This is a genomic window from Citrobacter sedlakii (genome assembly GCF_018128425.1).
Classification (GTDB): Bacteria; Pseudomonadota; Gammaproteobacteria; order Enterobacterales; family Enterobacteriaceae; genus Citrobacter_A; species Citrobacter_A sedlakii.
In genome coordinates, this window is sequence record NZ_CP071070.1 from 1,454,118 (window position 1) to 1,476,502 (window position 22,385).

Sequence of the window (22,385 nt, forward strand, 5' to 3'; positions counted from 1 at the left end):
TCCTGTTAGCCATTCAGCGCCTGATAAATATCAGCCGCCAGGGTGTTGATATCGCTGTCGCTCAATGTCGACAGCGTGATACGCAGACCGTGTGCAGGTTCGTTCACGCCAAATGCCTCACCTTCGCGCACCAGCCAGCCTGATTTCGCCAGCATAAAAGCGGTTTTCTGACTGATGTCCTTCAGTGGCAGCCACAGATTCAGACCGTCGCCCGGCGGTACGGCCAGGCCATACTGGCCCAGCGCCCCGGCCAGCTTTTGCTGGCGGGACGCATAAAACTGCCGGGTATGGTTCAGTGAGCGCTGAAAATCACTGTCGTTCAGGCAGGCAGAAGCGAGATCCTGAAGTAGATGACTGACCCACTGGCTGCCCGCGTTCAGGCGCAGGCGCAGTTTCTGCGACGTCAGCGGATCGCTGGAAACGATGGCGAGACGCAGGTCCGGGCCGAGCGTTTTCGACATTGAACGCACCACCGCCCAGCGCAGGGTTTCCGCGGCGATAACCGGATGCCAGGCTGATGTCGAGAGCAGGGCGAAATGATCGTCGACAATGACTAACACCTGCGGATAGCGTGCAAGTATGTTTTGTAACGCGGCGGCACGCGTGGCGCTCAGGCTGCATCCGGTTGGATTATGCGCGCGTGGGGTAATAATCACCGCGCGTGCGCCCAGGCGTAAAGCCTGCTCCAGCATGTCCGGTTGCATGCCTTCCTCGTCAACGCGCACGGGCGTGGCGCGAAAACCGCTGTAGCGCAGCATATTAATGCTGCTCAGAAAGCACGGATCTTCCACCGCCACGCTGTCGCCCGGCAGCAGGTGGGCGCTCAGCAGGCGTTCAATGGCATCAATGGCGCCGCTGGTAATATCAATTTCGCCTTCGGCAGGGGTGGCATCCTTCATCCATGTTTGCGCCCACTGTTGTAACGCGGGCGATAACGCTTCATCGCCGTACAAGCGGTGAGTATGCGTGAGCGTTTTTAGATAGCGTCCCAGCTCGGGGAGACGATCCGCTGCGGGATTGCCGCCGGAAAGATCGACAAGCGGAGTGTGCGGATCGCTTCCTTCCAGCGCAACTGGCGCAGAGGCGCCGTTTATCACCGTGCCGTTGCGCCCCTGACTCAGCGCCAGCCCGGAGATGACCAGCCGTTTGTAGGCCGCAGCGACAGTATTTCGGTTGACGTTCAGCGCCTGGGCCAGTTCACGCACGGGAGGTAAGGTATCCCCCGAACGTAACGCTCCGCTGGTGATATGCTGGCGGATGCTGTCAAAGATTTCGCTGGCGGTTTTTCCGTCGATCATTATTGACCTATGACAAAATGAATTTTAGCATATGACGATAATAGTGAGGCGCCAGCCCGCTGTCCAGTGAGAGGAGATGTTTATGGCGCAGGAGAGTGATATACAGTCAGTGCTTTTTAGCGATAGCCATCGGGCGTTACAAACCGACATTGTCGCCGTTCAGTCACAGGTGGTGTACGGCAGCGTGGGTAACAGCATTGCGGTGCCGGCTATTAAGGCAAAAGGTTTGCGCGTCACGGCGGTACCTACGGTGCTGTTCAGTAATACGCCGCATTACGAGACGTTTTATGGCGGCATTATTCCTGCCGACTGGTTTAACGGCTATTTACAGGCGCTGAGTGAGCGCGACGCCCTGCGCGAGCTGAAGGCGGTGACCACCGGTTACATGGGCAGCGCAGAGCAAATCGTCCTGTTGGCGCAATGGTTGCAGAACGTGCGCCAGCACCACCCCAATATCACCATTTTGGTTGATCCGGTGATAGGGGACGTGGACAGCGGTATGTATGTGAAAGCGGAAATCCCGGAGGCTTACCGTCAGCATCTGCTGCCAGTGGCGCATGGGCTGACGCCAAATGTCTTTGAACTGCACATGCTGAGCGGCAAACCGTGCGATACGCTTGATGAGGCAGTGATTGCGGCGAGGTCGCTGCTCACCGATACGCTGAAGTGGATTGTGATCACCAGTGCTCCCGGACAAAACCGTGACGCTATCAACGTGGCGGTGGTGACGGCTGAATCGGTGGATATTATTGAACATCCACGGGTGGAAACCGATCTGAAAGGCACTGGCGATCTGTTCTGTGCGGAGCTGGTGAGCGGCATTGTACGTGAAATGACGTTAACCCGAGCCACGCAACTGGCGGCAGAGAGGGTGCTGGACGTCATGATGTGGACCCAACAATGCGGCTGCGACGAATTAATACTGCCGCCGACAGGGGAGGCGCAATGAAAAGTTATCGCTTAGTGGTTCGTCAACAAGGGCGGGTGGTCGGTCATTTCGACACCAGTGGAGTGGATGCGCTGGCGGATATTTGCGTGGCGCGCGCCATGTTTGGCGTTGCGGGAGGGTATCAGTGCGAATTGCTGGTCGCAGACGCCGAAAAACGGATGCTGGAAAGTGGACCGGACGGCATGAAAATCCTGATGCGCGAGAAGTGCTATCGTCCGGTCACCGCCACGCTGCTGTAAAGGTGAAAGTGGCGGATAAAAAAATAGCGCCGGAAGGCGCTATTTTTCACTGCGGCAAGAATTACTTCTTGATGCGGATAACCGGAGTTTCACCCACGGTCACGCTACCGGATAGTTTGGTCAGTTCTTTGATCTCGTCCATGTTGGAGATAACGACCGGCGTCAGAGTGGACTTGGCTTTTTCTTCCAGCAGCGGCAGATCGAATTCGATGACCGGGTCACCCACTTTCACGCGCTGACCTTCTTCCGCGATACGCTTGAAGCCTTCGCCTTTCAGCTCAACGGTGTCGATACCGAAGTGCACGAACAGCTCGATACCGCTATCGGATTCGATAGAGAACGCATGGTTGGTTTCAAAGATTTTGCCGATGGTACCGTCAACAGGCGCGACCATTTTGTTACCGGTTGGTTTGATGGCGATACCATCACCAACGATTTTTTCCGCAAAAACTACATCCGGCACGTCTTCGATGTTGACGATCTCGCCAGAGAGCGGAGCAACAATCTCAATAGTTCCGGTGTCTTTCTTATCATCAGAAACCAGAGATTTCAGTTTATCAAACAAACCCATGATCTTCTCCTAAGCAGTAAATTGGGCCGCATCTCGTGGATTAGCAGATTGTTTTTTCTTCAATGAACTTGTTAACCAGCGTCATTAACTCGTCCGTTGTCGGTTGAGCAAGAGCCTGCTCTGCTAACACCTTCGCATCTTCGAAGTTCGTGTTACGGATAATCTTCTTAATGCGCGGGATAGAAATGGCGCTCATAGAGAATTCGTCCAGACCCATCCCCAGCAACAGAAGTGTAGCACGTTCGTCGCCTGCAAGCTCACCACACATGCCAGTCCATTTACCTTCTGCATGAGAAGCATCAATAACTTGCTTGATCAAGTTCAGCACGGACGGTGACATTGGCTGGTAAAGATGTGAAATCATATCATTACCACGGTCAACTGCCAGCGTGTACTGCGTTAAATCATTGGTGCCGATACTAAAGAAATCAACTTCTTTGGCTAAATGACGCGCAATCGTCGCCGCAGCCGGTGTTTCCACCATCACGCCAATCTCGATTGCTTCGTCAAATGCTTTACCTTCGTCACGCAGTTCCTGTTTGTAGATTTCGATCTCTTTCTTCAGTGCGCGCACTTCTTCAACAGAGATGATCATCGGGAACATAATGCGCAGTTTACCGAAAGCGGACGCGCGCAGGATAGCGCGAACCTGGTCACGCAGGATCTCTTTGCGATCCATGGCGATACGCACAGCGCGCCAGCCCAGGAACGGGTTCTCTTCTTTCGGGAAATTCATGTACGGCAGCTCTTTGTCGCCGCCGATGTCCATAGTACGCACGATAACTGCCTGAGAGCCGCAGGCTTCAGCAACAGCTTTGTACGCCGCAAACTGTTCTTCTTCAGTCGGTAGCGCGTCGCGGTCCATAAACAGGAATTCAGTACGATACAGGCCAACGCCTTCGGCGCCGTTACGCTCTGCGCCTTCGACGTCACGTACGGTACCGATGTTTGCGCACACTTCAACCTGATGGCCATCCAGGGTGATTGCCGGCAGATCTTTCAGTTTCGCCAGTTCCGCTTTCTCGGTGGCAACCTGTTCCTGCACGGCGCGCAGTTTTTCAATTTCTTCGTTAGTCGGGTTGACGTAAACCTGGTTGTTTACGGCATCCAGAATCAGATAGTCGTCGTTTTTAACCTGAGAGGTAACGCTGCCGGTACCCACGATAGCAGGCAGTTCAAGAGAACGCGCCATGATTGAGGTGTGGGAGGTACGGCCGCCCGCGTCGGTGATGAAACCCAGCACTTTTTGCAGGTTCAGCTGTGCGGTTTCGGACGGGGTCAGGTCAGCGGCAACCAGGATAACCTCGTCTTTGATTGCGCTCAGGTCGATGATCGCCAAACCCAGGATGTTGCGCAGCAGGCGCTTACCGATATCACGCACATCAGCCGCACGTTCTTTCAGGTATTCATCATCCAGTTCTTCCAGGGCAGTGGCCTGACCTTCGATAACTTCATGCGCAGCTGCGTCAGCCGTCATGTGCTTATCTTTAATCAGGGCTATGATTTCCTGCTCCAGCTCCTCATCTTCGAGCAGCATGATATGCCCTTCGAAGATGGCTTCTTTTTCTTCACCGAACGTTTCACCAGCTTTGGTTTTGATCGCTTCTAATTGCGCAGATGCCTTGGCACGACCGCTCAGAAAACGTTCAACTTCCTGATCAACCTTGTCGGCAGAAACTTTTTTCCGGTCAATGACGATTTCGTCTTCTTTCAGCAAAAGTGCCTTGCCGAAAGCGATACCCGGGGATGCTAAAATGCCTGAAATCATAACCCTACCTTACTTGTGACTGATTTTTAAAAGAACCCGGAAAAACTTATTCCAGTTCCGCCATCAGCTTGACCAGATGTTCAACCGCTTTCTGCTCGTCTTCACCTTCCGCAGAAATGGTGACCACGGTGCCCTGAGTCAGACCCAGAGTTTGCAGTTTGAACAGGCTTTTTGCGCTTGCGCTTTTGCCGTTGGAAGTCACAGTAATCTCAGACGTGAAGCCTTTCGCTTCTTTAACAAACTGAGCAGCAGGGCGGGTATGCAGACCGTTCGGAGCGGTAATGGTAACTTCTTGCTGGAACATTGTATTTCCCCAACTTATAGGTTTAGTGTTGTGGAACTAAAGTCTAGCCTGGCGGTTCGACTTTAGCCTGTATTGTTAGTGCCGACGTAAACGGACGCGACACACCAGGTGTTATACGCAATCCGTTGCAGGCAACTTCTGGCCGCTGACGTTTCGCTCGTCATTAAACATTATGCCGCGAAATCAAGAATTGAACCAAATCATAAAATCGATTCAGCAGGGAGTTTTCCTGTAACGATTAATTTCGCGCTTCAAAATAATTAGTCAGGTTAAATACCAGACCCAACGGGGTGAATCAATGCCAGGTGGGGTGAAAGTTTGAAGCAGGCCACAAAAAAGCACCTGAAAAGGTGCTTTTTTACGCGTTTTTAACAAGCTGGCATCACTGTTGCAGTTCTTTCTCAGTAAAGAGATCGGCAAACAATGCGGTGCTCAGATAACGCTCACCCGAGGACGGTAGGATAACCACAATATTCTTATTGGTAAAGGTTTCATCTTCCTGCAATTTAAGCGCGGCAGCGACGGCTGCGCCGGAGGAGATGCCCGCCAGAATTCCTTCTTCTTCCATCAGACGGCGTGCGGTAGAAATCGCCTCTTCATTGGTGATGCCAATGACTTTATCAATCAGTTTGAGATCAAGGTTGCCTGGAATAAAGCCCGCGCCGATGCCCTGAATTTTGTGCGGGCCTGGCTTCAGCTCTTCGCCAGCCAGGGCCTGCGCGATAACCGGAGAATCAGTCGGTTCGACGGCGACAGTGATGAGGTCTGCTTTACCCTTTGTGCCTTTGATGTAGCGGGATACGCCAGTCAGCGTACCGCCTGTACCCACGCCAGAAATAAACACATCCACTTGACCATCGGTATCTTCCCAGATTTCCGGGCCGGTGGTTTTTTCATGTATCTCCGGGTTCGCCGGGTTGCTGAACTGCTGAAGCAGCAGGTATTTCGCCGGATCGCTGGCGACAATCTCTTCCGCTTTCTGAATCGCGCCCTTCATGCCTTTCGCGCCTTCGGTCAGCACCAGATTCGCACCCAGCGCTTTCAGCAGCTTGCGGCGCTCGATGCTCATCGTTTCCGGCATGGTTAGCGTCAGCTTATAGCCGCGCGCGGCAGCGACGTAAGCCAGTGCGATACCGGTGTTGCCGCTGGTCGGTTCAACCAGTTCCACGCCCGGTTTCAGTACGCCGCGTTTTTCGGCATCCCAAATCATATTGGCACCGATACGGCACTTCACGCTGAAGCTCGGGTTACGTGACTCCACCTTCGCCAGAATGCGTCCGTTACCGATGCGGTTCAGTCGAACCAGCGGCGTATGACCGATAGTCAGCGAGTTATCTTCAAAAATCTTACTCATGGCCTGTCCTTAACTGTATGAAATTGGGATACCTTCCCAGCATACCCGTCAGACGGATAGGGGGAAGTAAGGATTTCGCATATCTATATGCTATGAGGAAATAATGACGATCAGTATGGAATAAGAAACGGCATATACCAGCGGCTGGCGTCTCATCTTTACATTATTTCCACAAGGCATGCTTCGCGCGATAGCAATCGACCCACATCGCCGTTGCGCCGCACACTGCAACCGGCATGATAAAAAGATTCAGCACCGGGATAAGGGTAAACAGGCTGGTGAGCGCGCCAAACTGCATATTGGTGACCTTGCGCGCGCGCAGGGCAGAACGCATCTCTTTAAACGGCACTTTATGGTTATCGAAAGGATAATCGCAATACTGGATCGCCAGCATCCAGGCACTGAACAAGAACCAGAGCACCGGGGCGACAGTTTGACCAATACCGGGAATGAAATAGAGGATCAGCAGGACGATGGCGCGCGGTAAATACCAGGCGAATTTTTGCCATTCGCGTTTCATGATGCGCGGCAGATCTTTCATGATGCCCAGCACGCCAGTATCTGGCGGCGTGGCCCCGGTCAGACGCGCTTCCAGCTGTTCCGCCAACAGACCGTTAAACGGTGCGGCAATCCAGTTGGCGACCGTCGAAAAGAAATAGCCAAAGACCAACACCACCGAGATCACGGCGATCGGCCAGAGCAGATAACTCAGCCACTGCAGCCAGTCCGGGACATGCCGCATTAACGACGGGATCCAGGCATCCAGTTGGGTAAACAGCCACCAGAAGGCGCCGCCCATCAGCACGATATTGACCAGCAGGGGCAAAATAACAAAACGGCGGATCCCGGGTTGCGAGACCAGCTTCCACCCCTGAGCGAAGTAGTACACACCGCTGCGTGGTGCGGTGACGGATGATGACACCATAGTCAGGACAGACTCCTTTTAGTATTAGTCCTAAGTGAACCCGGGTATCTTACCGGGTAATTGCGCTCAGGACAGTTCGGAAATGTTCGAAAAAACAGCAAAAAGCACGATTTCCTTCATCTTTATGCCGGGAAAGCTAAGAGTACACTTGCACTTGACGTAATCGGCAAATACTCTTAGTGAGTAAATGTTTGCCGTGGTGGCAAGGTGTTAGAACAACAGAGAATATAATGATGCAGGATTTGCGTCTGATATTAATCATTGTTGGCGCGATCGCCATAATCGCTTTACTGGTACATGGTTTCTGGACCAGCCGTAAAGAACGATCTTCTATGTTCCGCGATCGTCCACTGAAACGCATGAAATCAAAACGCGACGATGAGCCGTTTGACGACGATATCGACGCTGACGAAGGCGTGGGTGAAGTTCGTGTTCACCGCGTGAATCATGCCCCCGGCAGCCCGCAGGAGCATGAAGCCCCTCGCCAGTCGCCGCAACACCAGTACCAGCCGCCTTATGCGTCTGCGCAGCCGCGTCAGCCGGTCGCGCCGCCGCCTGACGCGACGGTGCCGCCGCAGCACGCTCCGCGTCCGGTACAGCCGGTTCAGCCGCAGCCTGCCCCGCAGCAACCCATTCAGCCGCAGGCCGCGCCGCAACAACCTGCGCCTGAGGCGCAGCAAACTGCCGCGCCTCAGGTACAGCCTGTTCAGCAGCCCGCTTCGCCAGCGCCGCAGGCGGCCTCGCAAGCATTCCAGCCGGCTGAGCCAGTAGCAGAGCCGCAACCAGAACCGGTGGTAGAAGAAACGCCGGCCCCTGCGCCAGAAAAACCGCAGCGTAAAGAAGCGGTAATCATCATGAACGTTGCCGCTCATCACGGTAGCGAACTGAATGGCGACGTCCTGCTCAACAGTATCCAGCAAGCGGGCTTCAAATTCGGCGACATGAATATCTTCCACCGCCACCTGAGTCCCGACGGCAGTGGTCCGGCGTTGTTCAGCCTGGCGAATATGGTTAATCCGGGGACGTTTGACCCGGAAATGACCGACTTCACCACGCCAGGCGTGACCATTTTCATGCAGGTGCCGTCTTATGGCGACGAACTGCAAAACTTTAAGCTGATGCTTCAATCTGCGCAGCATATCGCTGATGAAGTGGGTGGCGTAGTGCTGGATGACCAGCGCCGGATGATGACGCCGCAAAAACTGCGTGAGTATCAGGACCGCATCCGCGAAGTGAAAGACGCTAACGCCTGATACACTAAAGGCACGACACATACTTTTCTGAACCCCCGCCTGTCGGGGGTTTTTTATCATTGATGGTGCGATATGGAATCAATCGAACAAGAACTGACAGAACTGCGAACCACGCTTCGCCATCATGAGTATCTTTACCATGTGATGGATGCGCCGGAAGTGCCCGACGCGGAGTACGATCGTCTGATGCGCGAGCTGCGCGAGTTGGAAGCCCGGCACCCGGAATTGATCACCCCGGACTCGCCTACCCAGCGGGTTGGGGCGGCGCCGTTGGCCTCGTTCAGCCAGATTCGTCATGAAGTACCGATGCTGTCGCTGGACAACGTGTTTGACGAAGAGAGCTTCCTGGCGTTTAACAAACGCGTTCAGGATCGCTTAAAAAGCACCGATAAACTGACCTGGTGCTGCGAGCTAAAGCTTGATGGTCTGGCGGTCAGCATTCTGTATGAAAACGGCATATTGGTCAGGGCCGCAACCCGTGGCGACGGAACCACCGGGGAAGACATTACCACCAACGTGCGCACCATCCGCGCCATCCCGCTACGTCTGCATGGCGATAACATTCCTGAGCGTCTGGAAGTGCGCGGAGAAGTCTTTCTGCCCCAGGCCGGTTTTGAAAAAATCAACGAAGAGGCGCGTCGTACCGGGAGCAAAGTCTTCGCTAACCCGCGTAATGCGGCCGCGGGTTCGCTACGCCAGCTTGACCCACGTATTACAGCGAAGCGACCGCTGACTTTCTTCTGTTACGGCGTTGGTATCCTGGAAGGGGGCGAATTGCCCGATACCCACCTGGGCCGACTGATGCAGTTTAAGGCGTGGGGATTGCCGGTGAGTAATCGCGTTACGCTGTGCGATTCTCCGGAAGCGGTTCTGGCGTTCTACCGTCAGGTGGAAGAAGATCGCCCAACGCTGGGCTTCGATATTGACGGCGTGGTGATCAAAGTGAACTCACTGGCGCTGCAGGAACAGCTTGGCTACGTTGCCCGCGCGCCGCGCTGGGCAGTGGCGTTTAAATTCCCGGCCCAGGAACAGATGACCTTTGTCCGCGACGTGGAATTTCAGGTGGGGCGTACGGGCGCCATCACGCCTGTCGCGCGGCTGGAGCCCGTACAGGTGGCTGGCGTGTTGGTCAGTAACGCCACGCTGCACAATGCCGATGAAATCGCCCGTCTTGGGCTGCGGATTGGCGACAAAGTGGTTATTCGCCGGGCGGGCGACGTGATCCCGCAGGTCGTCAATGTGGTGCTCTCCGACCGTCCGGATAATACGCGTCCGGTTGAATTTCCGGCCCAGTGCCCGGTTTGCGGTTCTGACGTCGAGCGCGTGGAAGGCGAAGCCGTTGCCCGCTGTACCGGCGGCTTAATCTGCGGCGCGCAGCGGAAAGAGTCGCTGAAACATTTCGTTTCCCGTCGGGCGATGGACGTTGACGGAATGGGCGACAAAATTATCGACCAGTTGGTTGAGAAAGAGTATGTGCATACGCCTGCGGATCTGTTCCGGCTGACGGCAGGAAAACTGACCGGGCTGGACCGCATGGGGCCGAAGTCGGCGCAAAACGTGGTGGACGCGCTGGAAAAGGCGAAGGAGACAACGTTCGCGCGTTTTCTCTATGCGCTGGGTATTCGCGAAGTCGGTGAAGCGACCGCCGCGGGATTAGCCGCGTACTTCGGTACGCTCGACGCCTTAGAAGCGGCGTCGATAGATGAGTTGCAGAAAGTGCCTGACGTGGGAATTGTGGTGGCGACCCATGTGTTTAATTTCTTTGCGGAAGAAAGCAACCGCGAGGTTATTGGCCAACTACTGGCGGAAGGCGTGCGCTGGCCCGCGCCGGTTGCAATCAATCCCGCAGAAATCGACAGCCCCTTCGCCGGTAAAACGGTGGTTCTGACCGGCAGCCTGAGCCAGATGTCCCGTGATGACGCCAAAGCGCGTCTGGTGGCTCTTGGGGCGAAAGTGGCGGGCAGTGTGTCGAAAAAAACCGATCTGGTGATTGCCGGTGAAGCGGCAGGATCGAAGCTGGCGAAAGCCCAGGAGCTGGGCATCGACGTTATTGACGAAGCGGAAATGCTCCGCCTGCTGGGTGCCTGAGATGGAAAAAGAGCAGCTCATTGAGATCGCCAACACGGTGATGCCGTTCGGGAAATATAAAGGGCGCCGGCTGATTGATGTGCCGGAGGAGTATTTACTGTGGTTTGCCCGCAAGGATGAATTTCCGCCGGGTAAACTGGGCGAACTGATGCAAATTGCGCTGCTCATTAAAACCGAGGGGCTGACGCAGCTGGTTCAGCCCCTGAAACGGCCGCTTTAAACTTTCGCGGCGCGGCTCTCCTGCTGCGCCTGCATTTTTTCGGTCTGCTGCTTGTAGCGGCGTGCCATTACCGCACAGACCATCAATTGAATCTGGTGGAAGATCATCAGCGGTAATACCATCATGCCGATCACCGACGTTGGAAACAGAATGTTGGCCATGGGGATACCGTTGGCGAGGCTCTTTTTTGAGCCGCAGAATACGATGGTGATTTCATCCGCTTTATTGAAGCCGCATTTGCGGGCGACAAAAACGTTTACCGCAATAACGACAGTTAATAGCACAATACTGACAACGACGATAAACAGCAGCGACCCCCAGCCTACCTTGTGCCAGATACCGTTAACCACCGCTTCGCTGAAGGCAGAGTAAACGACCAGCAGGATGGATGTCTGGTCGGTTTTCGCAATCCATTTCTTATTTTTCGCCACCCATTTACCGATCCATGGTCGGGAAAGATGACCAAGGACAAAGGGCAGCAGCAGTTGCAGCATGATTTTACCGACCTGCTCCAGACTGCCTTCCGCGCCGTGCATGTTCATCACCAGACCGACCAGCAGTGGCGAAAGGAAAATCCCCAGCAGGCTCGACGCCGATGCGGAGCAGACCGCCGCCGCCACGTTGCCGCCGGCCAGCGAAGTAAAGGCGATAGCCGACTGGACGGTGGCAGGCAGAATGCAGAGATACAGGAAACCGGTGTAGAGCATCGGATCGACGTTGACGGGCGCCCACCAGGCAAACAGTACGCCGAGCACAGGGAACAGGATAAAGGTGCTGCACATCACCCACAGGTGTAAGCGCCAGTGGCTTCCGCCCGCGATAATGGCTTCGCGCGAGAGCTTCGCGCCATGCATAAAGAACAACAGCGCAATGGCGGCGGTCGTCACGCCTTCGACGACAGGGACAAAAGCCCCTTCTGCGGGAAAAAACGACGCCAGCAAAACAACGGCGATCAGTGTCAGCGTAAACGGATCAAGAATACGAAAAAGCGTCATAACGACTCCAGGGATTCAGTACTGACATTGTGTGTATCGACTACAGAAATAACAAAGGCGTACTGCGTCTGCATATTAATGGAATCGATAGAGTATACACCGCATGTCGCTGATGCCCAGGAAAGAAGCGTTAGCGAGTAAGGGCATAGTACTTTTCCCTGCCGGGTGAAAGGTGCGTTGTGCCTGCGTGGGCGTTCAATCAGATATATACGTTTGTCTGCTGGTTGCCAGCGGTGGTTTTTGCCCCGCCGCCGCAGTTTTGCAAGGAAGGGATGGATACATTACGGGTCTTCATAGCGCGCACCTGTTCCGAAATGACGGACCATCAAGATATCGACACAGGAGCGCAAAACTTCAGCAATGCCAGCCTTTGGCAGCCCTGCAGTCAGAAGTTAAATTTCGCCGAGTAGATAACCCCATCCTGAAGGAACGACTCTCCCAGCTTATTATCAGCGTAGCGGTACTGAATGCCTGTCGTCAGGTGCGGGGTTACGTTCCACCATACCGCCACGGCGCCATTCATGCCATCTTTACCTCCGTTTCCGGCGGCATAGGCGGGGTCGCGATCAAACTCGTATTCGTTCCAGTTGGTGAGGGTGAATTTCTCGCTTCCGAGAGTAAAACTGTATCCGGCAACCCATCCCATTACGTAACCATTGTCACCGCTATAATATGTCTGGTCGGTATAGCGTTTTGCAATAAATGGCTTTAACCAATAACCCGTGCCGGTAAAGTTATATCCCAGACCATACAAAAACATGTCATCATGGAAATGAATATGATTGGGGGAACCGTAGGTCCCGTATGCATGCAAATAAAGATTTAATCCGGTATCGCCAAGATAAATACGATTGGTGTTTTTAAACGTATAGCGCTGTTCACTCCCCGGTTTTTCATTCCGTGAGCGATAAAAATTTTCCCAGTCGAAGAAAGCGTATATTTCACCCCAGCTAAAATTAGCGCCACCTTCAAGTTCCAGATAACCAAAGTCGTCTTTGTGGGATTTGCTGCTGGTTCGGTGTGTGGTATCAGACGTCCAGTCCAGGTAGTGAAGACCGATATTGGCAAATCCCCCTGTAAACTCCGCGTGGGCAGATTGCGGTAACGTTAACGCGGCGGTAAAACTTAAGATAATAATATTTTTATTCATAGGGTATATTCCAGTATCCGGAAATAGATTGTTTTCGAATAATTTTTTTATTATTTTGCTCTTGTCAGCAACAGGTATGGTATTTATGTCATGGGTGAGAAATCCAATACATAATTATTACTAATCGATAGCGAGGCGATCTTAATTGCCCTATGGCGATCGATATCATTTCCATATCGATCGTCATGAGAAAGTGTATTGGAAAGTTGCAATGCTCTCTCGCTATAAAAAGAGGGTGCTGAACACAATTCATTCGATATGTAGCTTTTAAGGACATCCCATGACTCATTCCGACCTGTCACAGAATCCGTGGTATTGCGTTGATATCATTCGCGGTTACTCACCTGGCTTTACGCCGCGCGTGGCCTTTATTCTCGGTTCTGGTTTAGGCGCGCTTGCTGAAAAGATCGAAGACGCCGTGGCGATTTCGTACGAGAAGCTGCCGGGGTTCCCGGTAAGCACGGTTCATGGTCATGCCGGTGAACTGGTTCTCGGCTCTCTGGCAGGTGTGCCGGTTGCCTGTATGAAAGGGCGCGGGCACTTCTATGAAGGACGGGGGATGACCATTATGACGGACGCAATCCGTACCCTCAGGCTGCTGGGCTGCGAGTTATTGTTCTGTACTAACGCTGCCGGATCGCTGCGCCCGGAAGTAGGACCAGGAAGCCTGGTGGCGCTCAGCGACCATATTAATACCATGCCGGGTACGCCGATGGTGGGGCTGAATGACGAACGTTTTGGCGAGCGTTTCTTCTCGCTGGCCAATGCTTATGACGCCGATTATCGCTCGGTTCTGCAGACGGTGGCGGCGGAAGAGGGTTTTACCCTCAATGAAGGGGTATTTGTTTCTTATCCTGGACCGAACTTTGAAACAGCCGCAGAGATTCGCATGATGCAAATGATTGGCGGTGATGTGGTGGGGATGTCGGTGGTACCTGAGGTGATTACCGCCCGCCATTGTGGACTGAAGGTGGTTGCCGTTTCTGCAATAACTAACCTGGCGGAAGGGTTGGGTGATGTGACGCTCTCCCATGCGCAAACGCTCGCGGCAGCAGAACTTTCCCGGCAAAATTTTATCAACCTCATTTGCGGTTTCCTGCGCAAACTGGCCTGAAGCACATAACAATAAGACCCCGGCTTACGGGGTCGTACTCTACGGCAAGGAAGGAAAAGAATGCGTATTGCGACACGCTTAAAAATCATGTCTTTTTTGCAATATTTTATCTGGGGAAGCTGGTTGGTGACTCTGGGCTCTTACATGATTAATACTTTACATTTTACCGGAGCCAACGTGGGGATGATCTACAGCTCAAAAGGGCTGGCGGCGATTATTATGCCGGGGATTATGGGGATCATCGCGGACAAATGGTTACGCGCAGAACGTGCGTACATGCTGTGTCATCTGGTTTGCGCTGGCGTGTTGCTGTACGCAACGACCGTCACTGATTCGGACACCATGTTCTGGGTAATGCTGGTCAATGCGATGGCCTACATGCCGACAATTGCGCTCTCTAACAGCATTTCTTATTCCTGCCTGGCGCAGGCGGGGCAGGATCCGGCGACGGCATTCCCGCCTGTTCGCGTTTTCGGCACGATTGGTTTTATCGTCGCGATGTGGGCCGTCAGTCTGATGGGGCTGGAACTTAGCAGCGCGCAGTTGTATATCGCCTCTGGCGCATCGCTGCTGCTAACGATGTATGCTTTTACGCTGCCGAAGATCCCGATTGCGGAGAAGAAAGCGACCGCATCTTTAGTCAGCAAGCTGGGGCTGGATGCTTTTGTGCTATTCAAAAAACCGCGTATGGCGATCTTCTTTCTCTTCGCGATGATGCTGGGTGCAGTGCTGCAAATTACCAACGTATTCGGTAACCCGTTCCTGCATGACTTTGCCCGCAACCCGGAATTTGCCGACAGTTTTGTGGTGAAATATCCCTCAATATTGCTTTCGGTTTCCCAGATGGCGGAAGTGGGCTTTATTCTGACGATCCCGTTCTTCCTGAAGCGATTTGGTATTAAAACGGTCATGCTGATGAGCATGCTGGCATGGACGCTGCGCTTTGGCTTCTTTGCTTTTGGCGACCCATCGCCGTTTGGTTTTGTCATGCTGCTGATGTCGATGATTGTCTACGGCTGCGCCTTCGACTTCTTTAACATTTCAGGTTCTGTTTTTGTGGAGCAGGAAGTGGACGCGCGAATTCGCGCCAGCGCCCAGGGGCTGTTTATGACCATGGTCAATGGCGTCGGCGCCTGGGTTGGCTCGATACTGAGCGGCCTGGCGGTAGATTATTTTTCGGTTGACGGCGTGAAGGACTGGCAAACTATCTGGTTAGTCTTTGCGGCGTACGCTCTGGTGCTGGCGGTGATATTCGCGCTGTTCTTTAAGTATAAGCATGAGCCAGAAAAGTTAATGGCCAGGTCGCTGGCACATTAATCTCTCTCGCGGCGGGTCATCTACCCGCCGTTTTATCTTATGAGCGGCAATGTGGTAACGTTGCGATGTCTCCCTCTAAACTGGAACGCACTTATCATGGAACGCGCGCATCGCATCGATCTCAAGCTACTGCGGTATTTTCTTGCGGTTGCGGAAGAACTGCATTTTGGCCGGGCGGCAGCGCGTCTGAACATGTCGCAGCCTCCGTTGAGTATTCATATCAAAGAGCTCGAGCAGCAGCTGGGGACGTTGCTGTTTGTGCGTCATTCGCGCAGCGTGGCGCTAACGCATGCGGGTAAAATCCTGATGGAGGAGTCCCGGCGGCTGCTGGCGAGTGCCAATCAGGCAATGGCGCGAGTTGAACAGATCGGGCGGGGCGAGGCGGGGCGAATCGAACTTGGCGTGGTCGGGACCGCAATGTGGGGGAGGATGCGTCCGGCGATGCGCAGTTTTCTAAAAGAAAACCCCAACGTAGAAGTACTCTTTCGCGAAAAATCACCGGGTATGCAAATGGCGCTGTTAGAACGTCGGGAACTGGATGCCGGGATCTGGCGAATGGCGATCGAGCCTCCCTCCGGATTTACCAGCCTGCGTCTGCATGAGTCTTCATTTCTGGTCGCCGTCCCTGAGGATCATACGTTGGCCTCTCGTGAGTCAATCCCCCTCGCCGCGTTGCGGAATGAATACTTCGTCACCCTTCCGTCGGTACATTCCGATTGGGCATTTCTCCAGCGCGTATGCCAGCAGGCGGGTTTCTCCCCGATGATCATCCGTGAAGTGGTGGAGCCGCAGACGGTGTTGGCGATGATAAGCATGGGGATGGGGATCACGCTGATGGCGGATGGATACGCGCAGATGAACTGGCCAGGGGTGGCGTTTCGGCCTCTGGAAGAGCGGATACCGGCGGACCTGTATGTGGTTTATGAGAAGCAGCAAACAACGCCCGCACTGGAGCGGATGATTGAGTCGTTAACGGCGTAGCGGCATTTTACCGGATGATGGCATGCTCTTATCCAGCCTACAAAACGGCGAGTATTAAATTCTGCATTCTGCATATAGCAAAAAGGCGCCTTTAGGGCGCCTTTTTACATTGGTGGGTCGTGCAGGATTCGAACCTGCGACCAATTGATTAAAAGTCAACTGCTCTACCAACTGAGCTAACGACCCGAAGTGGTGGGTGATGACGGGATCGAACCGCCGACCCCCTCCTTGTAAGGGAGGTGCTCTCCCAGCTGAGCTAATCACCCACTTCGGTACTTCACAATAAGAAATTTAGCTGGCGAGAAAGTGGTGGGTGATGACGGGATCGAACCGCCGACCCCCTCCTTGTAAGGGAGGTGCTCTCCCAGCTGAGCTAATCACCCACTTCTCAATTTCTTATCTACACGGCGGAGACTACATAAAGTAGTTGGTGGGTGATGACGGGATCGAACCGCCGACCCCCTCCTTGTAAGGGAGGTGCTCTCCCAGCTGAGCTAATCACCCCCGCTGTGTGGAGTCGCATTATAGGGAGAGTTGAAAATGAGTCAACGCATTTTCTAAAGAAATTGTTCGTTCGTCGTAAATTTAAGCAAAACGATCGCAAATCGATCCATCAGGTATGATTTCTATACGAAAATAGCAAAGCCCACGGTTCGGGCCGTAACAACATTGAGGAATCAGGTGGGAGTGATAGAATACCGAACGTCAATTTTTCCCGGATTTGCCGGCTGTCGGCATCTTTATCAACGTAAGGCCATTTCATGAAAATCAAAACTCGCTTCGCGCCAAGCCCGACAGGCTATCTGCACGTCGGTGGTGCGCGTACTGCTCTCTATTCCTGGCTTTTTGCACGTCACCACGGCGGTGAGTTTGTGCTGCGTATTGAAGACACCGATCTCGAACGTTCTACCCCGGAAGCTATCGAAGCCATTATGGATGGCATGAACTGGCTGAGCCTGGAATGGGATGAAGGCCCGTATTTCCAGACTAAACGTTTTGATCGTTATAACGCCGTGATTGATGAGATGCTGGAAGCGGGCACCGCCTATAAATGCTATTGCTCGAAAGAGCGTCTGGACGCGCTGCGTGAAGAGCAGATGGCAAAAGGCGAGAAGCCGCGTTATGACGGTCGTTGCCGCCACGGTCACGAGCACCATGCTGACGATGAGCCGTGCGTCGTGCGTTTCGCAAACCCGCAGGACGGCTCTGTCATTTTCGACGATCAGATCCGTGGACCAATCGAGTTCAGCAACCTTGAACTGGACGATCTGATTATCCGTCGTACCGACGGGTCTCCGACTTATAACTTCTGTGTCGTTGTGGACGACTGGGATATGGAAATCACGCATGTTATTCGTGGTGAAGACCATATCAATAACACGCCGCGACAGATCAACATTTTGAAAGCGCTGAACGCGCCGGTGCCGGTGTATGCGCACGTTTCCATGATCAACGGCGACGACGGAAAAAAACTGTCCAAGCGTCATGGCGCGGTAAGCGTCATGCAGTATCGTGACGACGGCTACTTGCCGGAAGCATTGCTGAACTATCTGGTACGTCTCGGTTGGTCCAGTGGCGATCAGGAAATCTTCACCCGTGAAGAGATGATCAAACTGTTCTCCCTGGGGGCGGTCAGCAAATCCGCCAGCGCGTTTAATACTGAGAAATTGCAGTGGCTGAACCACCACTATATCAATACGCTGGCACCGGAATATGTGGCTACGCACCTTCAGTGGCATATCGAACAAGAAAATATCGATACCCGTAACGGCCCGCAGCTGGCTGAACTGGTAAAACTGCTGGGCGAACGCTGCAAAACGCTGAAAGAGATGGCTCAAAGCTGCCGTTATTTCTATGAGGATTTCGCTGAGTTCGACGCCGATGCCGCGAAGAAACACCTGCGTCCGGTTGCGCGTCAGCCGCTGGAAGTGGTGCGTGACAAACTGGCGGCAATCAGCGACTGGACGGCTGAGAACGTGCATCATGCGATTCAGGCTACTGCCGATGAGCTGGAAGTCGGGATGGGCAAAGTGGGGATGCCGTTGCGCGTCGCCGTCACCGGCGCGGGTCAGTCTCCAGCCTTAGACGTTACGGTACACGCGATCGGTAAAACCCGTAGCATCGAGCGTATCAATAAAGCGCTGGCGTTTATTGCTGAGCGTGAAGCACAACAGTAATCCGTTATGGAACCAGGCCGGAGAGGGCGGTTATGCCTCCCGGCCTGTTATCTGCTGACGTTGCGCTTATTGCGCTTCCGATTCCTCAATGCCCAGACGGGCGAGAAAACGACGAATACCTTCGCGCGAAAGAAATAACGCCAGCTTTTCCTGTTCCGTTTCTGACATATTCTCTACGGCATCAACGATCTGCCGAAAGGCATGACTGCGTGCGCCGGGATGGTAATCGGCCAGCGGTTCTTCGGCCTGATAAAATGCGTAATGATTGCGAAACGCAGGGATGTTCAGAATGAATTCCCGCACGCGGCTGTCGATGTGTACCAGTCTTGCCCGACCGCCTTTCACGCCAGGAAATTTTTCCGTTTCCCATTTTTGCTCACGGATCCAACGATTGACGGTTTGTCTGGCGACCCCGAGGCAGTCCGCCAGCTCTTCGGTGGTCATCTTGCTGCGTAATCTTTTCATAATTATTTGCTGTCGCGGATCCCTAAGCGTTGTAACAAACCGGTAATCCCTTCCCGAAGTAGCAAGGAAGTGATTTTTTTCTGTTCCGCAGGCGTCATTTCTTTCGCCAGCTTGATCAGCAAAGCTTCAAGCGACGCATCGCCAGGGGACGACAATGCGTCCGATAACCCCTCCGCCGAACGCTCTGCGCTGCGGATATATTCACGAACCTGTTCGTTTACGTGCACCAGACGCGCTTTACCGCCCTGAACGCCCGGTTTCGGCGATGTCACCCATCCCTCTTTACGCACCCATTTATTGATGGTCTGTCGGCTGTAACCGGTCAGATTGGCGAGTTCTTCCGGCGTCATCCGCTCCTTGAACATAACAATTCCCTGAATAGTCGTGTGGTTAATTAGTGGTTCATTTTATAGCACCATTTTAGTAGAAACCGTGACGCGTTTAACTACTGAATGCGAGTTGATACGCAATGTTCTTCATTTGTTTGCTTTTTCAGCGATTAGCGTCAGGGGCTTTAATTTGCCGTTGACACGTGCGAAGGGAATTCATATGATGCCGCCCGTCAACTCGACAAGCTTTACGTGACGGGGCTATAGCTCAGCTGGGAGAGCGCTTGCATGGCATGCAAGAGGTCAGCGGTTCGATCCCGCTTAGCTCCACCAAAAATTGCACCCAACAATTTTGGTACGTAAAGAGATCGTGGGGCTATAGCTCAGCTGGGAGAGCGCTTGCATGGCATGCAAGAGGTCAGCGGTTCGATCCCGCTTAGCTCCACCACATTCCGAACCCTCGCTGCGAAGCGGGGGTTTTTTTTATCTCAGCAATTCTTCCTGTTTTGTAATACAGTTTCTGATGAGACAGAGCCTGTTTGACACAAGGTTGCCTCGTTTTCTGGTCGCCATAGGTTTGCTTCGCGGTGTGAATAAACTTATCATTTATGTGATTAATCGTGCGTTTCGTGAGAGCAGTCAATCCATGCCAGTTAAGCATAACCTGATAAATAATATAAGAATATTCGCGCTTGCGATAACGCTCTCCATTGCTGCCATTCAGTTTTCACGCCTTATTTCTCCTCTTGCTATCGTTGACGCCAGCTATATTTATCTCTCCTGGTTACCGCTGTGTGTGATGCTGGCCATTCTGCTTATTTTTGGCAGACGCGGCGTGGCGCCGATTGTGCTCGGCATGTTAATCACCAACGAATGGAATTTGCACCTGCCGTTTACCCAAAGCCTGGTGCTGCTCTTTTGCCAGATGCTGTCTGTTCTGGGCGTGTGCGCGCTGGTGCGTTGGCGGCTGGGCTCGCGCTGGCGACATGGTTTACCAAACCGGAATATCTGGCGTCGGGTAATATGGCTAGGTTTTGTCGCCCCGATAGGGATGAAGCTGAGTATGTATCTGGCGGGTTATTACCTCGACTTTCCGGTCGCTGTTTCCACCTTTTTTGGCACCGCAGTGGCGATATTTACCATTGTCGACATCCTGAGCCTGATCTCTGCCGCGCTGATTTTTACGATGCTTTTCTATTATCCGATGCGGATGATAGTGAACCCCCGCTATGCGCGAATCTTCTGGCGCAGAGACATCGCCCCGGCCCTTGAGAAAAAACAGCGCGCGTTCACGCTATGCTGGCTGGCAGTCCTGGCTGCGCTGCTGGCGATCATGTGCGCTCCCTTCGACAATGATTACATCGCGGGGTATATGGTGCCGGTCTTTTTCATTGTCTTTACCATCGGCGTCGGCAAACTCAGCTACCCGCTGTTGAACCTCAGTTGGGCGGTGTCGACGCTGTGCCTGCTGACCTATAACCGAAATTTCCTGCAGGGCGTCGGCTCGGAGTATTCGCTGGCGTTTATTCTTTCCGCGCTGATCTCGTTCAGTATCTGTTTGCTGTATATGACGCGCATTTATCAGCGCAGCAGTTGGCTCAATCGCCGCTGGCACCAGCAGGCGCTGACTGACCCGCTAACCCGCCTGCCGAATTTGCGCGCGCTGGAGCAATTTCTGCAAAACGAGGCGGGGCAGAGCGTGTGCTGCCTGCGGCTGGATAACCTGGAATTTTTGAGCCGGCACTATGGCATGCTGATGCGCGTACACTGTAAACGGACGGTATACCGCACCCTCGAACCTCTGCTGCTGGATAACGAAAAGATCTTCCAGTTGCCTGGCAGCGAGTTATTACTGGTGTTGAACGGCCCCGAAATGGATGCGCGTTTGCAGCATATGCTCGACCTGCTCAACAGCCGCAAAATTATCTGGAACAATACCGGGCTGGATATGGGGTACGGCGCTTCCTGGGGTGGCTGGGACGGAAAGGCGGAGACCTTACAGCCTTTGCTTGGGCAACTAAGCTGGCTGGCTGAGCAGTCCTGTGCGCATCACCGGGTGATGGCGCTCACCAACAGCCTTGAAGTCGCCACTGGACAGACGACCGAACGCGTACTGTTGCTCAATAAAATTCGTAAAGCGCTGGATGACGGCGATCTGCTGCTTTACGCGCAGCCGATCCGCGACTGTGAAGGCAAAGGCTATGATGAAATTCTGGCGCGGCTGAAAAGCGATGACGGGGTTATGACGCCGGATCAGTTTATTCCGCTGATCGCTCAGTTTAACCTCAGCGCACGCTTTGATCTGCTGGTGGTTGAAGCCTTGCTGACGTGGCTTTCAGCGCATCCTTCCAGTGAACCAGGGCCACGCTTCTCGGTTAATTTAATGCCGCTAACGCTGCTGCAAAAAGAGACCGCCCCGCGGATCATTCGCCTGTTTAATCGCTACGGCATCGCGCCGCAAACCGTGATTATCGAGATTACCGAAGAACAAGCGTTCTCTAACTCGGAAGTCAGTATGCAAAATATTGAACAACTGCATAAGTTTGGCTTCAGAATCGCTATCGATGATTTCGGTACCGGATACGCCAACTATGAGCGCCTGAAGCGCCTGCAGGCTGACATCATTAAAATTGATGGCGTGTTTGTGAAGGACATCCTGAACGATTCGCTGGATGCCATGATTGTGAAGTCGATAACCGATCTGGCGAAAGCAAAATCCTTGAGCGTGGTCGCCGAATACGTTGAAACGCCAGCGCAGCGGGATCTGCTGTTAAGTATGGGCGTGAACTATTTGCAGGGCTATTTGATTGGGCGGCCTCTGCCGCTTGACGCGTCGCAGACGTAAAAAAGCCGGAGAAAGCGTCTCCGGCTTTTTCATTACGCTGTTG

The 22,385-nt window shown here is 53.5% G+C and carries 20 protein-coding genes and 6 tRNA genes; 12 read left to right on the plus strand and 14 right to left on the minus strand.

Annotated features, from left to right (window positions below):
• Positions 1-5 precede the first annotated feature (5 nt).
• Entirely contained in the window at positions 6-1,298 is a 1,293-nt protein-coding gene (gene ptsJ / locus JY391_RS06900; protein WP_199956614.1) for a MocR-like B6 salvage transcription factor PtsJ, read from the minus strand.
• Positions 1,299-1,380: 82 nt separating this feature from the next.
• Between ptsJ and pdxK the strand changes: the two genes are divergently transcribed.
• A complete protein-coding gene (pdxK, locus tag JY391_RS06905) occupies positions 1,381-2,247 on the plus strand; it encodes a pyridoxine/pyridoxal/pyridoxamine kinase (RefSeq protein ID WP_211935451.1) in 867 nt (288 codons plus the stop codon).
• The gene (locus JY391_RS06910) at positions 2,244-2,486 is read left to right on the plus strand and encodes a cytoplasmic protein (RefSeq protein ID WP_181822790.1); all 243 of its coding nucleotides are present in this window, start codon (positions 2,244-2,246) and stop codon (positions 2,484-2,486) included. The genes pdxK and JY391_RS06910 overlap by 4 nt, the downstream gene beginning before the upstream one ends.
• A gap of 61 nt (positions 2,487-2,547) precedes the next feature.
• Here the strand turns inward: JY391_RS06910 and crr are convergent, their stop codons facing one another.
• The 5 genes from crr to cysZ all read right to left on the minus strand — a co-directional run bounded on the left by crr (position 2,548) and on the right by cysZ (position 7,408).
• A complete protein-coding gene (gene crr, locus JY391_RS06915) occupies positions 2,548-3,057 on the minus strand; it encodes a PTS glucose transporter subunit IIA (protein ID WP_042290834.1) in 510 nt (169 codons plus the stop codon).
• A 40-nt stretch (positions 3,058-3,097) separates the two neighbouring features.
• A complete protein-coding gene (gene ptsI / locus JY391_RS06920; protein ID WP_042290832.1) occupies positions 3,098-4,825 on the minus strand; it encodes a phosphoenolpyruvate-protein phosphotransferase PtsI in 1,728 nt (575 codons plus the stop codon).
• A gap of 46 nt (positions 4,826-4,871) precedes the next feature.
• The gene (ptsH, locus tag JY391_RS06925; protein ID WP_000487600.1) at positions 4,872-5,129 is read right to left on the minus strand and encodes a phosphocarrier protein Hpr; all 258 of its coding nucleotides are present in this window, start codon (positions 5,127-5,129) and stop codon (positions 4,872-4,874) included.
• 382 nt (positions 5,130-5,511) lie between these two features.
• Positions 5,512-6,483 (minus strand): cysteine synthase A, encoded by a 972-nt coding sequence (gene cysK, locus JY391_RS06930; RefSeq protein WP_042290830.1) that lies wholly within the window; start codon positions 6,481-6,483, stop codon positions 5,512-5,514.
• Positions 6,484-6,646: 163 nt separating this feature from the next.
• Positions 6,647-7,408 (minus strand): sulfate transporter CysZ, encoded by a 762-nt coding sequence (gene cysZ / locus JY391_RS06935; RefSeq protein ID WP_181822792.1) that lies wholly within the window; start codon positions 7,406-7,408, stop codon positions 6,647-6,649.
• Positions 7,409-7,638: 230 nt separating this feature from the next.
• Between cysZ and zipA the strand changes: the two genes are divergently transcribed.
• The 3 genes from zipA (at position 7,639) to JY391_RS06950 (ending at position 10,969) form a co-directional block, all read left to right on the plus strand.
• The gene (gene zipA, locus JY391_RS06940; RefSeq protein WP_060570580.1) at positions 7,639-8,661 is read left to right on the plus strand and encodes a cell division protein ZipA; all 1,023 of its coding nucleotides are present in this window, start codon (positions 7,639-7,641) and stop codon (positions 8,659-8,661) included.
• Positions 8,662-8,733: 72 nt separating this feature from the next.
• On the plus strand, positions 8,734-10,749 hold the full coding sequence (ligA, locus tag JY391_RS06945; RefSeq protein ID WP_211935452.1) for an NAD-dependent DNA ligase LigA: 2,016 nt from the start codon (positions 8,734-8,736) through the stop codon (positions 10,747-10,749).
• Between the two features lies 1 nt (position 10,750).
• Positions 10,751-10,969, plus strand: a complete 219-nt coding sequence (locus JY391_RS06950; RefSeq protein ID WP_060570586.1) for a DUF3820 family protein — start codon at positions 10,751-10,753, stop codon at positions 10,967-10,969.
• Here the strand turns inward: JY391_RS06950 and JY391_RS06955 are convergent.
• Positions 10,966-11,964, minus strand: coding sequence for a bile acid:sodium symporter family protein (locus JY391_RS06955; RefSeq protein ID WP_060570587.1), 999 nt, complete (start codon positions 11,962-11,964; stop codon positions 10,966-10,968). The genes JY391_RS06950 and JY391_RS06955 overlap by 4 nt on opposite strands.
• 385 nt (positions 11,965-12,349) lie before the next feature.
• The gene (locus tag JY391_RS06960) at positions 12,350-13,114 is read right to left on the minus strand and encodes a nucleoside-specific channel-forming Tsx family protein (protein ID WP_211935453.1); all 765 of its coding nucleotides are present in this window, start codon (positions 13,112-13,114) and stop codon (positions 12,350-12,352) included.
• A 280-nt stretch (positions 13,115-13,394) separates the two neighbouring features.
• Here JY391_RS06960 and xapA point away from each other — a divergent pair, with 280 nt between their 5' ends.
• The 3 genes from xapA to JY391_RS06975 all read left to right on the plus strand — a co-directional run bounded on the left by xapA (position 13,395) and on the right by JY391_RS06975 (position 16,526).
• Positions 13,395-14,228 (plus strand): xanthosine phosphorylase, encoded by an 834-nt coding sequence (gene xapA, locus JY391_RS06965; protein ID WP_200034714.1) that lies wholly within the window; start codon positions 13,395-13,397, stop codon positions 14,226-14,228.
• A 60-nt stretch (positions 14,229-14,288) separates the two neighbouring features.
• On the plus strand, positions 14,289-15,545 hold the full coding sequence (locus JY391_RS06970; protein WP_060570593.1) for a nucleoside permease: 1,257 nt from the start codon (positions 14,289-14,291) through the stop codon (positions 15,543-15,545).
• A gap of 96 nt (positions 15,546-15,641) precedes the next feature.
• Positions 15,642-16,526, plus strand: coding sequence for a LysR family transcriptional regulator (locus JY391_RS06975; RefSeq protein WP_060570595.1), 885 nt, complete (start codon positions 15,642-15,644; stop codon positions 16,524-16,526).
• 110 nt (positions 16,527-16,636) lie between these two features.
• Here JY391_RS06975 and JY391_RS06980 read toward each other — a convergent pair.
• The 4 genes from JY391_RS06980 to JY391_RS06995 form a co-directional block, all read right to left on the minus strand.
• Positions 16,637-16,712 (minus strand) — tRNA-Lys (locus JY391_RS06980).
• A 4-nt stretch (positions 16,713-16,716) separates the two neighbouring features.
• Positions 16,717-16,792, minus strand: a tRNA-Val gene (locus JY391_RS06985).
• 41 nt (positions 16,793-16,833) lie between these two features.
• Positions 16,834-16,909: transfer RNA gene (locus JY391_RS06990), tRNA-Val, on the minus strand.
• A 45-nt stretch (positions 16,910-16,954) separates the two neighbouring features.
• Positions 16,955-17,030: transfer RNA gene (locus JY391_RS06995), tRNA-Val, on the minus strand.
• A gap of 257 nt (positions 17,031-17,287) precedes the next feature.
• Here JY391_RS06995 and gltX point away from each other — a divergent pair.
• On the plus strand, positions 17,288-18,703 hold the full coding sequence (gene gltX / locus JY391_RS07000; protein WP_211935454.1) for a glutamate--tRNA ligase: 1,416 nt from the start codon (positions 17,288-17,290) through the stop codon (positions 18,701-18,703).
• 66 nt (positions 18,704-18,769) lie between these two features.
• Here gltX and JY391_RS07005 read toward each other — a convergent pair whose 3' ends face one another.
• Both JY391_RS07005 and JY391_RS07010 read right to left on the minus strand, forming a co-directional pair.
• A complete protein-coding gene (locus JY391_RS07005) occupies positions 18,770-19,168 on the minus strand; it encodes a MerR family transcriptional regulator (RefSeq protein WP_181822799.1) in 399 nt (132 codons plus the stop codon).
• Between the two features lie 2 nt (positions 19,169-19,170).
• Positions 19,171-19,533: a YfeC-like transcriptional regulator gene (locus tag JY391_RS07010; RefSeq protein ID WP_060570075.1), complete on the minus strand. Its 363-nt coding sequence runs from the start codon at positions 19,531-19,533 to the stop codon at positions 19,171-19,173.
• Positions 19,534-19,754: 221 nt separating this feature from the next.
• Here JY391_RS07010 and JY391_RS07015 point away from each other — a divergent pair.
• From JY391_RS07015 to JY391_RS07025, 3 genes are all read left to right on the plus strand, one after another.
• Positions 19,755-19,830, plus strand: a tRNA-Ala gene (locus JY391_RS07015).
• A 39-nt stretch (positions 19,831-19,869) separates the two neighbouring features.
• Positions 19,870-19,945 (plus strand) — tRNA-Ala (locus tag JY391_RS07020).
• A gap of 198 nt (positions 19,946-20,143) precedes the next feature.
• On the plus strand, positions 20,144-22,342 hold the full coding sequence (locus JY391_RS07025; RefSeq protein WP_060570076.1) for a bifunctional diguanylate cyclase/phosphodiesterase: 2,199 nt from the start codon (positions 20,144-20,146) through the stop codon (positions 22,340-22,342).
• The last annotated feature ends 43 nt before the right edge of the window (positions 22,343-22,385 follow it).